The 14359-nt window shown below is 56.3% G+C and carries 8 protein-coding genes and 1 pseudogene; 8 read left to right on the forward strand and 1 reads right to left on the reverse strand.

Going from position 1 to position 14359, the window contains the following annotated elements:
* Positions 1-138 precede the first annotated feature (138 nt).
* From H7A51_17415 to H7A51_17445, 7 genes and pseudogenes are all read left to right on the forward strand, one after another.
* Complete coding sequence (locus H7A51_17415) at positions 139-828, forward strand: RraA family protein (GenBank protein ID MCP5537999.1); 690 nt, start codon at positions 139-141, stop codon at positions 826-828.
* A 38-nt stretch (positions 829-866) separates the two neighbouring features.
* Positions 867-2033 carry a mandelate racemase/muconate lactonizing enzyme family protein gene (locus H7A51_17420; protein ID MCP5538000.1) on the forward strand — a complete coding sequence of 389 codons (1167 nt, stop codon included), beginning with the start codon at positions 867-869 and terminating at the stop codon, positions 2031-2033.
* A 12-nt stretch (positions 2034-2045) separates the two neighbouring features.
* A complete protein-coding gene (locus H7A51_17425; protein ID MCP5538001.1) occupies positions 2046-2831 on the forward strand; it encodes an SDR family oxidoreductase in 786 nt (261 codons plus the stop codon).
* A gap of 24 nt (positions 2832-2855) precedes the next feature.
* Positions 2856-6155, forward strand: coding sequence for a glycoside hydrolase family 2 (locus tag H7A51_17430; protein MCP5538002.1), 3300 nt, complete (start codon positions 2856-2858; stop codon positions 6153-6155).
* Positions 6156-6197: 42 nt separating this feature from the next.
* The gene (locus tag H7A51_17435; protein MCP5538003.1) at positions 6198-9182 is read left to right on the forward strand and encodes a glycoside hydrolase family 2; all 2985 of its coding nucleotides are present in this window, start codon (positions 6198-6200) and stop codon (positions 9180-9182) included.
* Between the two features lie 1007 nt (positions 9183-10189).
* Positions 10190-10264, forward strand: a pseudogene (locus H7A51_17440) (PEP-CTERM sorting domain-containing protein).
* Positions 10265-10384: 120 nt separating this feature from the next.
* Positions 10385-11485 carry an aminopeptidase gene (locus H7A51_17445; GenBank protein ID MCP5538004.1) on the forward strand — a complete coding sequence of 367 codons (1101 nt, stop codon included), beginning with the start codon at positions 10385-10387 and terminating at the stop codon, positions 11483-11485.
* Between the two features lie 145 nt (positions 11486-11630).
* Here H7A51_17445 and H7A51_17450 read toward each other — a convergent pair whose 3' ends face one another.
* Positions 11631-12473: a hypothetical protein gene (locus tag H7A51_17450; protein ID MCP5538005.1), complete on the reverse strand. Its 843-nt coding sequence runs from the start codon at positions 12471-12473 to the stop codon at positions 11631-11633.
* A gap of 395 nt (positions 12474-12868) precedes the next feature.
* On the opposite strand from H7A51_17450, the gene H7A51_17455 reads away from it, so the two are divergent.
* On the forward strand, positions 12869-14332 hold the full coding sequence (locus tag H7A51_17455; GenBank protein MCP5538006.1) for a family 10 glycosylhydrolase: 1464 nt from the start codon (positions 12869-12871) through the stop codon (positions 14330-14332).
* Positions 14333-14359 lie beyond the last annotated feature (27 nt).

The following is a 14359-nucleotide window of genomic DNA, read 5'->3' on the forward strand; positions in this document are numbered from 1 at the left end:
ACTCGTGGACAGATCGTGCAAGTATTCATTGAAATGGACAATATTTCCTGGGATGCGTGGTTTTTGTTATGTTCATTGCCTCAAAATCAGGCCACGTGTTTTCCAGCAATTTCATTGCAATCAAAACGTAATCATACCATGCACTGGCAAAACGACACCGAACTCTTCGCGCTCATGCGCGAGCACCTCTATACTGCCGTCGTAGGGGACATATTGGACAAACTCGGCTACCTCCATCAGTTTCTACCGCAGCGACTCCAACCACTACGTGAAGACATGGTGGTGGCGGGCCGCGCGATGACTGTCCTCGAAGGCGACTGCTTTGAGGAGCTATCCGGGACCGGGAAAAACCCGATACTCTCCCAACCCTTCGGCCTGATGCTCGATGCCCTGGATGCCCTCAAGGAAAACGATGTCTACATCTGTAGCGGCGCATCCCCGAGCTACGCGCTGTGGGGCGAGCTGATGAGCACACGCGCGATGAAATGCGGTGCCGTCGGCGCGGTGGTTGATGGATTTTCCCGTGATACCCGTGGCATTTACAAACTCAACTTCCCGACGTTTTCACATGGACGTTACGCCCAGGACCAGGCGCCACGGGGCAAGGTGCTCGATTACAACTGCCCGATCGAAATCGGCGGCATCCGTATCGAACCTGGACAAATCATCTTTGGCGACCTCGACGGCGTCATCGTCATCCCGAAGGAGATCGAAAAGGAAGTCATTCTAGCGGCCTACGAAAAAGCCACGGGTGAGAAAACCGTGCAGCAAAAAATCGAGGAAGGCATGTCCGCCCGCGAAGCCTACGACACCTACGGGATACTCTAACACTTTTAAACTCCAAATTTAAAATACCCATAAACATCATGAAAATCACCCACGTTGACGTCTGGCTTGTCGAAGGAATCAAATACAACTGGACCATGCTCAAGGTGCATACCGACACCGGACACACCGGGGTCGGTGAAGCCACCAACTGGCCGGGCTCCCCCATTGTTGAAGCTGCGGCCAAACACATTGGCGAACGTGTGGTCGGACTCGATCCGATGCGCACCGACTTCATCTGGACCAAGCTTTACCGCGACCTGAACTGGCTCGGCCCCTTCGGTGCCTCCATGTGTGCGATCAGCGGGCTCGATATGGCACTGCTCGACCTCAAGGGCAAGGTGCTCGGCGTCCCATGTTACGAATTGTTAGGAGGTGCTTTCAGAGACAAAATCCAGCTTTACGCGAACTACTGGTTTACTGGCGGCGGCCATACTCCGGAGGACTACGCCCGCCAGGCACGCGAGGTCATCGATGCCGGCTTCACCGGGCTTAAATTCGACCCCTTCGCCCACACCAACTACCTCTACGGCACCGACCTCAACACCAACCTTGCCCTGACCCAGGAAATGCAGGACCGCGCCTACGAAGTCACCGCCGCCGTGCGTGATGCCGTTGGTCCAGGCACCGACATGATGATCGAGACCCACGCGATGATGAACGGACAGATGGCCGTCAAGATGGCGGAACGACTCGCCCCACTCGGCATGACCTGGTATGAGGAGCCCGCCGGACCGGAAAACGCCAACACCCTGCGCGCACTGCGCGAGCGACTGCCCGGCAACGTCTCCATCTGCGTCGGCGAGCGCCACTACACCCGCCACGGGTTCCGACCCGTGTTAGAGCAGCACGTCTGCGACATCGTCATGCCCGACATCACCCGCTGCGGCGGCCCCTCGGAGATGAAACGGATCGCTACCATGGCCGAGGCCTACAACGTGCTGGTGGCACCGCATAACCCGAACGGTCCGCTTTCTACCCTGGCCAGCGCCCACGTCTGTGCATCGATCCCTAACTTTTTCCGCTGTGAGTTTATGAAAAACGACGTGCCCTGGCGCGATGAAGTCATCACCCATCCGATTGATGTGCGTGACGGCCACCTGCATCTATCAGACCGACCCGGCCTCGGCGTTGACCTGATTGAAGAGGAGATGGAAAAACACCCCGGCATCCGCGAACTCAACGGCAAGGAAAACTTCTACGTCTAGAAAACCAGTCCCATGCTTGCAATCGATCTATCAGACAAACGAGCGCTTGTCACCGGAGCCAGCGACGGTGTTGGTGCCGGTGTTGCCACCGCCCTGGCCAAGGCCGGCTGCCATGTCGTCGGTACCGGACGCGTCGAGCCCGACCACCCGCGTGCCCAAAAATTCATCGACACGGTTGCAAGCCACGGCAGGCACGCCCACTACCTGAGCGGAGATCTCAGTCGAGCGGAAACACCCGCCCTTTTTGTGCAACAAGCGGCAGGACTTCTGGGCGGACTGGACATCGTTGTATCCAATGCCGGCCTCAATGTTTTCAAAGGAACCGAGCACTGCAGCGAGGAGGACTGGTCTTATAACATGGAGCTGAACCTCGCTTCCCACTGGCGGCTGGGAAAAGCCGCGCTGCCTTTTCTTCGCGATTCAAAAGGCGTGTTCCAGGTGATGAACTCCAACCACGCCTATTCAACCATCAAGGGGTGTTTTCCCTATCAGACCACCAAGGCGGCTCTGCTCGGGCTGGTGCAAAGCGCCGCCATCGAGTGGGGGCCGGATGTGCGCGTCGTTGGCATCGCGCCCGGCTTTATCGACACACCGGGCAACCAGGTCTGGTTCGACCAGTTCCCCGACCCCGCAGCCGAACGCAAACGCACCGAGGAACTGCACCCGACCAAATCGATCGGCCAGGCGGATGAAGTCGGGGCACTCAGCGCCTTTCTCGCATCATCCTACGCCCAGTTTATCACCGGCAACACCATCCTGATGGACGGAGGTCGCTCTGCCATCATGCAAGACATCTAACATACAACCTAACTGTCTGTTCCCATGTATCACAAATACCTCACCATACTCACCCTGTCGATGGCAGCACTCGCATCGACCTACGCTGACACCCAACACACGGTCGCCTACGATGATCTGGGCAGCCGTCAAAAATCACCCCATCTGGAAAGTGGCGCCAGTTACACCTGGCCGGACACTGTGCCGGCAGAGGTCAAGGACCGGACCATTGCTTTCGGAGAAACCGTCAGCCTGGTTTACGGAAATGCCGTGCGTGGTGAGCAATACACCGCCAAGCTCGTGCTGTCGGCAGACCAGGAGGCCCGCCACGTCTCGATTCTAGTGGATGGCGAAGTGGTGGTCAAGGATGTGGTCGTGGCAAAAAACTCAGAGCATCCGGTCAAGCTGACGATTCCGGCAAAAGCCCTCGCCGACGGCATGTTCCAGCTCGAGATCCACAACAGCAAAGGTCGCAGTCCGAACGCGACATTGAGCTCGGCGACCATCCTGTCGTCAACAGCCACCCCCCTCACCGTGGTCACCCCGGATTTCGGGCTTGAAAACATCCAATACACCCCGATACCCGACTCCCAAAAAACGGAGCCGTCGTGGCTGCTGTCGTTGAATGGCACCTGGAGGTTTTCACCCAAGGCCCCCGAATCATTTGCATCCCTAACACCTGATAAAAACTGGGCAAACATCGAGGTGCCCGGACAGTGGATCAACCAGGGGTTTGACATCGACCCCAAGCAACCGACCGCGTATATGCGGACTTTTGAAGTGCCCGCAGCATGGAAAAACAGGTTGGTCAAACTCAGGTTCGACGCGGTGTTTTCAGACTGTGAAGTCTTTGTCAACGGCAAGCCCGTGGGCGCCCACACCGGTGGGTTTACTCCTTTCGAAATCGATATCACCGCCGCCATCATCCCCGGGCCTAACACACTCTCGCTGAGAGTCACCAGTTGGTCGCTTGCCGATCAGATGGCGAGTGCCAGTAAATACGCCTGCCATCCGCTCGGGGGGATTTCACGCGATGTCACCCTGTTTTCCGTGCCCAAAACCCACCTAAAGGATGTGATTATCCGCACCGACTTCGATGCACAATTCAACGATGCCCAACTTGATCTGACGCTGAAAATCGCAGGTGAGAAATCCGCCACCACTCCGGTCCGGATGATCCTCAGAGACCACAACGAGCAGGTGGTTTTCGACACCAGCAAAGCGCTCACACCCGGCACCCACCAGCTCAGCCTACCTGTCAAGCAGCCGAAACACTGGACGCCGGAAAGCCCTTACCTTTACCAGCTGGAAATCAGCGTGGCCGGTTCCACCACCCGGCACCAGGTAGGATTCCGCGAAGTCCAAGTCACCCAGTCACAAGTCCTGGTCAACGGCGCACCTGTGAAACTGCGCGGCATCAACCATCACGAAGCGCATCCACTACGCGGCCGCAGCCTGCCCAATGGGCTCTGGGAACAAGACGTGCTGCTGTTCCGCGACGCCAACATCAACCTGATCCGTACTTGCCACTACCCGCCGGCAACACACCTCGGCACGGCCTGTGACAAGCATGGTGTGTGGCTTGAAATCGAAGGCCCGTTTTGTTGGGAAAAGCTTTCTAACAACACATCCCACAGAATCCTGACGGTGCGGCAGCTCGCCGAGATGGTCAAGACCTGGCGCAACCACCCGTCGGTGTTATATTGGTCGATTGCCAACGAATCCGCCTGGGGGAAAAACTTCATCGCTGCATCCAAGGTCATGCGTGAGCTCGACCCCACCCGGCCGCAGACATTCAACTGGATGTACAAGCAGCTGATTACCCAGGACGAATCCCATTGTGAGCTAGGGAACATCCACTACCCCGGCTACAACGGAGAGCCGATCGCCAAAAAATACTCCAAGCGCCCACTGATGTTTGGAGAATACGCCCACTTGAACGCCTATAACCGACGCGAACAAATGACCGACCCCGGCCTGCGCGACCAATGGGGTGAACCGCTCAGCTCCATGTGGGAAACCATGTGGCACGAGCAAAGCATCGCCGGTGGCGCTATCTGGTCGGGTATCGACGACACCTTCTTTATGGGTGACGACATCACCGTCGGCTACGGTGCCTGGGGGCCTGTCGATCCGTGGCGTCGACCCAAACCCGAGCACTGGCATGTGAAAAAAGTTTACTCACCGGTCCACATCACCAACCGTCACGAGCCAGCCATCGGAGCGAAAGACATCACGCTGACCGTGGAAAACCGGGGCGACTTCCTCAACTTCAACCAGCTCACCTTTTCTTGGAAACATGGGAACGAGACAGGCACGGTGACACCTGACATCGCGGCGCGGGCCAAAGGGGAAATCACCATCGCGCCACCATCCGGCATCAAGCGCGGAGAGCCTGTTAGCCTGACCGTCACCCACCCGCTGGGCTACGTGGTGGACGAGTTTATTTTCCAAACCACAGCACCGGTTATTCCAAAACCTGAATTAGGACGCGTCACCCTAACAAAGTCCGACACCCACATCGAAATCCGACAAGGGAAAAGCCTCTATCGATTCCACCGCAAGACGGGTGCATTCACCTGCGCTCACGGCGACACAGCCATGATCCAGTGGGGGCCGCATCTCGTTCTCACCCCACACAACACCGAGGGCAATATCCAGATGATGGGGAAAACCAAGACCTTCGACGCCTTCCATCGCACTGCCAGCCAATGGCAGCTACGCAGCGTGGAGGCGAGCCAGGCAGGTGATGCCGTCACCGTGCAAATCCACGGCAACTACAAGGAGGCCACGGGGCAGTTCACCTTTACCTTCAGCGCCGACAGCCCACCGCGTCTGGATTATGACTTCACTATGAAAGTGGAGCTCAGCCCGCGTCAGACAGGTGTCGTATTTGACTTACCTAACCGTTTCGATTCCCTCACCTGGTTACGCCAGGGTCAGTGGACGACTTACCCGGACGACCACATTGGTCGGCTACGCGGCACCGCCAAGGCGCGCTACGGCAACTCGCCGGACGTGATCGAGATCGGCCCGCGCACGAAGCCGGAGTGGCCATGGAGCCAGGACAACACACGCTTTGGCTCGAACGACTTCCGCGCGACCAAGATGAACATCCGGCATGTCACTCTGGCGTCGGACAACGCATCGCTGGAGATCTTTTCCAACGATTCGCCGTGCCACTTCCAGGCGCTGGTCAGTGGCGAGCGGACCAAGGCGTTTGTCTACGGCTACGCCAACGCCGGGGCCGAGCGGTTTTTGAAACGCCTCGCGTCACGCGACTATCGCCCTCTCAAACCCGGCGACCACATAAAAGGAAGTTTCCACCTGAGTGTTGGAAAATGATTTTTGACCAACCCCATCCTTAAAACCATAAAACAAAGAAGCATGATCAAAAAAAGAAATATCCTCACCGTGGGACTTGTTGCGGTTGGACTCATGTCCAGTCTATCCATCAAGGCGCACGCCACGCCCCGGAAAGATGACGCCGAGGCGCATCATCTGTCGCGCGTCTCCCCGCTTCCGGCAGCGGCAGAGTCGATCAGTCTCAACGGCACCTGGAATTTTCTCGAATCCGTGCCGGCTGGTTTTCCTGAAAAGGTAGAGTCACTCACAAAAAAAATCACAGTTCCCGGCGAGTGGCTTATGCAGGGGTATGAAGTCAAAAAAGAAACGCCCGCCGCTTACCACCGGACATTTACCGTTCCGGAGTCGATGCGGGGACAACGGGTCAGGATACGTTTCGATGGCGTCTATTCGACCTGTCATGTCTACGTCAACGGCAAGAAAGCCGGCACCCGCACCAGCGCCTTTCTGCCTTTCGAGCTCGACGTCACGGATTTGATTTCCATCGGATCAGAAAACCAGCTCGCTCTAACCGTGCAAAGCGAATCCCTCGCCGACACCATGGCCAAGGGCAGTCACTACGCCAAACACCAGATAGGTGGCATCAACCGTGAAGTCACCTTGTTTGCTTTGCCTCAAACCCATGTTTCCGACATCGGTGTCCGCCCGGTCCTGGACAAGAATTATCACAACGCCACGCTCATGCTTAGCCTGGGAGTCACCAATGACTCTGCCCAGACACAAACAGGCCTCAGCGCCAGCCTGCACCTCACGCCGCTCGGCATCAAGGGCGTGGATGCCGATTTCAACGGACAAAGCAAAGAACTAAGCCAGGTCGAGCTCGGTGATCTCAAGGCAAAGGGCACGTTCAGCACCGAGCTGTCCTGCCCGGTCGAAAACCCGGAGAAATGGCATGCCGAGCACCCGTTCCTCTATCAACTCCAGATCCGGCTCAAGCAGGACGGCAAGGTGATCGAAACCATCAACCAGCGCGTTGGTTTCCGCTCGATCGAAACAAAGGACAACCAGGTATTCATCAATGGCAAACGGCTCAAATTGAGAGGGGTTTGCCGCCACTCCATCCACCCACTGACAGGGCGGACCACCACTCCGGAACTGGTCGAGCAGGACTTGAAGCTCTTCAGGGAGGCGAACTGTAATTTCATCCGCACATCCCACTACCCCCCGGAGAAGCAGCTGCTCGATCTGTGTGACGAAATGGGAATGTTTGTCATGGATGAAGCTCCCATCTGCTGGAGCAACGCTACAGAAGCCAGCAAGCCCTACGTGATGCGCGTCACCCAGGAGCTTTATTACCGCGACCGGAACCACCCGTCGGTGATCATCTGGTCACAGGCCAATGAAAGCCGCTGGAGTAAGGCTTATGAAGAATCGGTGGAGATGCTGAAGAAACTCGATCAAGACCGACTGGTGATGTTCAGCCACTCCGAGTATTACGGGATTCAAGGGCGCGGCTTACTCGACATCGGAACCAAGCACTACCCCGGTGCTGACGGACCCAGGAAATACGAGAATTATTTCAGACCCATCATCTACGACGAGTTCCTCCATCTCAACGCCTACAATGAAAGGGAATTCCTAACAGACCCAGGCGTGCGCGACCAATGGAGTCGCTATGCCTGCCAGATGTGGACAAACATACTAACAAGCCGTGGATCACTCGGCGGCAGTGTCTGGGCTGGCATTGATGAGGTCTTTTTCCTGCCGAAGGACAAAAGCACCGGCTACGGGCCATGGGGGATCATTGACGGGTGGCGACGCGAGAAACCAGAATTCTGGGGGTTGAAAAAAGCCTACTCGCCGGTCAAGGTCGCGTTGAAAAACTATCAACTGGTGGACGGTCAAATCATCCTGGATGTTGAAAACCGCTACGACAGTATTGATTTCTCCGGCCTCGGTATCGACTGGAAATACGGCGACTTGAAAGGCCGGGTCCACTCTCGGCTTCCAGCCGGCAACACGGGGCATTTCATCGTCAAACTTCCTGCAGGTGCCGCCGATCGAGGTGTGCTCGAACTGGAAATCACAGACCACCAGGGCGTCGCGATCGACAAGTATCACCTTCCCATCGGTCCGCTGTCCCACGATCTCAAACCGACCCCCGCCGTCACCAAAAAGCTGACCTTCACTGAGGACGAAAACGTTTACCGTGTCGGCGGCAGCGACTTTGAAATCCTGGTCAGCAAACGTTCCGGATTGATGGAGCAAGGAACGTTCAACGGAATACCCCTGATCAACAACGGCCCGTCGCTGATGATCCTGCCGCTTGATAACAACAAGGTCCGCGTGGTCGACAACATCCCCATTTTAAAGGATGACGCCGCCAACTACAGCGCGTTTCTATCAGGTGTCTGCCAGCAATGGAGCTGTGAAGGCATCGATCTTGTCAAACGCAGCGCCACCGAAATCCAATTCAAGGTCACAGGCGCATACAAAGAAGCGTCAGGTTTCTACATCTACACCATCCGTGGTGACGGCTCGTTCGACATCGAATATACGTTTATCGTCAAACAAGATGTTAGACCGCGACAGCTGGGTATTGTCCTTGCCTGCGACAAGGCGTGCCAGACCTTGGAGTGGAATCGGAAAGGACAGTTCTCGGTCTATCCGCCGGATCATATTGCCCGACTTCAAGGCACCGCCCAGGCGTTTTACCCGGATACCTTATGCGGCATCTACGGCCCCCGCACCAAGCCGGCCCATAGCTGGAGCAAAGACGCCAACGCCTACGGCTCGAACGATTTTCGATCAACCAAGCACCACATCTATTCGGCGAAACTGCTCAACCCCGCGAAGCGTGGTCTGCATGTGATCTCGGATGCATCCCAGCATGTCCGCTGCTGGGTGGAAGACGACCAGACCAAGCTTTTGACGGCCTACTTCAGCCATGCCGGGGCAGAACACTACCTGCGTCACCAGACAAGTCAGGACGTTGTCGAACTGAAGGCAGCCGAGCAAGAAGCCAACCTGGTGGCCGACAAGGTGCGCTATCAATTTGCCCGCTAAACCCGGCCTCCGCAGCTCTACCTGCTTGCATGTCGGGCTGCGGTCGGGGTGTTTTTTGCCCGCGAGCTTTGCCAGAATACTTCAAACAGCCTAATCTAACATGATCAAATTGTGCAAGTCATGGACATATCGTGCAAGAACAGACAAAATTTTTCGGTTTACGCCGTCAAATCGAGCTTTCTTAGTGTCCATGCCTATGGACGCATTGTAGCCTCGCCCCGATTGATGAAGTGCCTGTGCACTCGCATGATCCACTTTTCTAACGAAGAAGATACACTATGAAAAAGACACCACTCATAATGACAGCTTCATTGTTCGCCGTCGCCATTCCGGCGCAAGCGGCGTTCACTTTGCTGGACAACTTTGAAGGCCACACACTCGGCAATGACGTTGACACTGCCGGTGGCTGGACTGAATTTGGCACCGCCGGTGGCTCCGTGGTTGCCGATCCGGACAATGCCGGCAATCAGGTCGCCCAGCTCACCGGTGCGGCCAACAACGCAGGATACCAGCTCGCGCTCGGTGGCCAAACCATTAGTGACGGCAGTGAGGCGACGATCTTTTTCCGTTACCGCACCACAGGAGCCTTCTCTGTTTACCTCACGGATAAAGACGCTGTTGGTGCCAACTGGTGGGAAAATGATGATGAGGTTGGTCTGTATAACAAGGACACGGGGGGGACTTCCGACATTCGAGCTCACCATAACACAGCTGTTCAGACCTCATTGAATCAAAACCAGTGGTACAACGTCTGGATCCACGTGCAGAACACCACAACACCATCGGAGCCGCTCGTCGCAGGCAGCGAGCGCTACTTTATCTACATCGACGGCGTGAAGTTGGGGCCTGGTGACGGGAATGGTGACGATTCCTACGATACACGCTCGTGGGATGCTAACGTTCCCGACCTCGACTCGCTGTTTTTTGTCAGCAATTACGGGGTTGCCGGCGGTATGATCGATGACATCTACATCGATAACACAGGTCTGAATCTGGTTAACCCGGCGGCAGTGCCCGAGCCATCTTCCACAACCCTGCTCGGTCTTGGTGGACTCGCTCTGATACTCCGTCGCAGGAAGTAGGATTTTCAAAACAAGCCAACACTTCTCAACCCAGGCCAATTTCCATGTTGGCCTGGGTGTTTTTTTCGCCCGGCCAATCCACCCTTGCTTCTTTGCTCATTTTACTTACTTCTCAAAGGCATGCAAGATCCTCGTATTTCCCAACTGGCCCGACAGCTTGTCCGATATTCCACAAACATCAAAAAGGATGAAAAAGTCCTCCTCCACCTGGTGGACGTTCCTGATGAGCTTGGTATTTGTTTGATTCGTGAAGTGAGGGCTAGAAAGGGCATCCCGGTGGTCAAAGTCGAGCAGGGACGGATTGCGCGTGAGATGTCGATCGGCGCCACCGATGCGCAGTACCAGCTCATCGCCAATCACCAGCTTGCCGAGATGAAGGACATGGATGCCTACATCGCCATCCGCGGCTCACACAACATCTGCGAAACCAGCGATGTGCCTGCGGCGAAAATGAAAACTGTGATGACGCACATGCGCAAGGTGATGAACCACAGAGTCGATAACACCCGGTGGGTTGTGTTGCGCTGGCCCCACCCCGCGATGGCCCAGCAGGCGGGGATGAGCACGGAGGCATTTGAGGATTTTTACTTCGATGTCTGCCTGGCTGATTACAAATCCATGCTTCCCGCCATGCGTGCACTCAAGCGGCTGATGGACAAAACCGACCGGGTGCATATCAAAAACAAGGGCACCGACCTTCGTTTTTCGATCAAAGACATCCCTGCCATCGTCTGCGGTGGTGAGCATAATATCCCGGACGGCGAGGTGTTTACCGCCCCGGTCAAAGACAGCGTGGAGGGGGTCATCAGCCACAACGCCCCGACCGTCTACCAGGGGATTCCCTTCGACAACATCCGCCTTGAGTTTAACAAAGGCAAGATCGTCAAGGCGGAGTCACCGGGCAAGACCAGGGAGCTCAACAAGATCCTCGATGCCGATGCGGGCGCGCGTTACGTCGGGGAGTTCGCCCTCGGTTTCCACCCGGGCATCAAGGAGCCGATGCGCGACATCCTGTTTGATGAGAAAATCGCCGGCTCGTTCCACTTCACACCAGGCCAGGCCTACGAGGAAGCCGACAACGGCAACCGTTCGCAAGTCCACTGGGACATGGTCACCATCCAGCGCAAGGACTACGGAGGTGGGGAAATCTGGTTCGATGACAAACTGATCCGCAAGGACGGCATGTTTCTCCCCAAATCCATCTTGGGACTCAACTACTAGCAGGCAATGCATTCGCTGGGCGTTCTGCCTTGAACCCCTGCCCCCCCCGGCAGGCACCCTGCCATTTACCGATTCACCCAAACCAAAAAGCGGGCAACACCCCGTCATCCATGGGTTGGCCGCATCGAGACGCTGGGGATTACGATCACGAACCCAGCACCCTGGCCATCAAGCCGACGCGACCTTTGACATTGAATTTTCGGTACAACTGCCTCGCATAATCATGGATGGTATGAGTCGACAGCTGCAGTCTATCAGCGATTTCGCTTTCGGACAGATCGGTAAGCAACAGCCTGTATGTATCCATTTCACGGTTGCTCAGCAACGCCGACGACTCTAACAACCCACGTTCCAGACACAAGCGCCTTTGCAAGCCGGGAACGCTGCCTACCGCCATTTGCAAAAAATCGCGATCCTCCGCTGTGTAGGGGGCAGCTCCCATCGGACGATCGATGACGATGCATATTTCGCAGCTATCGGTAACCGGTGTGCTTGCAAATATACGCTCCCCGATACCATAGAAATCGTGAAATTTCTTTGAAATCCAGTGATTTTTCCATTCCTGGTCAGTCGCCACATCATGCCGGATCAATGCCCGGGTATATCTCCCGGCCCCTTTGAGCAACTGCCTCGAAGCAGGATCGATTCCCTCTCTGCGTGCGTGCATCAGCCAGCGCTCGACGATTTTTTTGAAGACCCGTTCCGGGTTGAGATACTCCGCCGACATGGGCAACCATCCGTTCATGGTATCAAAAATCGTTTTATAATGGGCCGATGATATATCCCTCGGTAACCTTATTTCCTGACGCATCACTAACCAGGAAGCGTCTTTTGCGTTCAGAATAGCACAGGTTTCACGCAGAAAATACTTCAGGGCAGCCGTGGCATCCGCTACCGCAAACTGGGCAAGCTGAGACCAGATTTTCTGCAATGCAACCACGCGCTCGACGGCTACGCCTCCCGCCTTTGGCTCTTCCGACTCTAACATAACGTTAATAGCCTAACTTAATCCGGGGTAGACAACAAGTATATTCTAACATTACTTAAGATTTACAATAGCCATACAGTCAGACCACCATCAAAAACTACGCGTTTTATCCCCCCCTAATCAGGGGTATTGTCAGTAGAGGAAATCATGGTAAACTGCGCCATCTTGTGTGTTACAAGTTGTCGCGCAGCGATCTGGCTAGTTTTCTGATGTGTGTGTTACATTCGATGACCGTCCATGCCAATGGATGACAGGAGCTGCGCGGCATATTTTTTCCCAACGGGGCCTTTTTCTCTGCGGGTCCCTGAATGGGGAGGCTCGCCATGACGCTGAAGCCTCTGCCCGCTTGAGCTTTTACCTTGCTAACGGCAGTATGCGCGCGGATATTAACGGAAATGTTACAACGCATATTCACCCTACCGCTTTTGATCGTCGCCGGATGCCTTATTCCATTGCCACTCAAGGCCCAGGCTTACTCCCCGAGCCGGGAGAACCCGCCTGTGGTGACCAGGGAGTTCCGGGCTGCCTGGGTCGCCAGTGTTTATAATATCGACTGGCCTAGCCGCAAGGGCCTCCCGGCCTCAGCCCAACAGGCGGAACTGCGTGCGATGCTCGACCAGATGGTCCGCTTGAACCTGAACGCGATGATCCTCCAGGTGCGCCCACACGGGGATGCCCTCTACCCATCGAGCATCGAACCCTGGAGTCCCTGGCTGACGGGAACGATGGGAAAATCACCCGGCTATGATCCGCTTGCCTACTGCATCTCCCAGGCGCATGCACGCGGCATTGAGGTGCACGCATGGTTTAATCCGTTCCGCGCCCTGCCCAATGCATCCATGCCGACCTCAAGTAACCATGTCTGCCGCACCCATCCATCGCTGATCCGCAATTTCAAGACCTGCAAATGGATGGACCCTGCCAGCAGCTTCACCCGCCAGAGGGCGTTGGCGGTCATCCTCGATGTCACCCGCCGCTACGATGTCGACGGCATCCACATTGATGATTATTTTTACCCTTACCCTGACGTGGATGCAAGTGGTAGGGCCAAACCCGTTTTCCCCGACGGAAAAAGCCCGGCGCAAAGACGCGGCTACGTCGATGACTTTGTGCAGCGGATGTACACATCCGTCAAAAAAACCAAACCCTGGGCACGCGTAGGAATCAGTCCGTTTGGCATCTGGAAACCGGGGGTCCCCTCCGGCACCACGGCGACCATCAACGCCTACGAACACCTGGCGGCGGATTCGCGCAAGTGGCTGGCCAACGGCTGGTGCGACTACATGTCACCACAGCTCTACTGGCGTATCCAGGGACCGCAAAGCTACACCAGGTTGCTCAGTTGGTGGCGTGGCCAGGGGAGTCGCCCGGTCTGGCCCGGAATCGCCACGGCCCGTATCAAGGGCAGTGAGGACCCAGGGCGGCCTGCCTCGGAAATCATCAACCAGGTGAACCTTTCCCGCACCACGGGACGCAATTACGCCGGCCACGTCCACTGGAGTATGAAATCACTGCGGGAAAACCGGGATGGTATTTCCTCCCTGCTCGCCAAAAACACCTACACCACCGCGGCTCTGGTTCCCCCGATGCCGTGGCTCAGCCAGGACAAACCAAAAACCCCCGCTCTCAGCGCGGCAAGTTCCGGCGCGACGACCCTGGCCAGGTGGTCAACTGTGCGGGGAGCCTCCAAGTACGCGGTGCAAGCCCGGTACGGAACAAACTGGTTCACCGTCAAGGTGCTGCCGGCCACCCTGACCAGCCTGTCGCTCAGCGGCAAGCCCGACGCGATCGCCGTCAGCTCGGTCGACCGCTACGGCACCACCAGCACACCCGCCGTGGTGACACGACGGGGACGGTAGGTTTTCTCACGAACCACCCCCGATGAA

Source organism: Akkermansiaceae bacterium (assembly GCA_024233115.1).
In the GTDB taxonomy this organism is placed as follows: Bacteria; Verrucomicrobiota; Verrucomicrobiia; order Verrucomicrobiales; family Akkermansiaceae; genus Oceaniferula.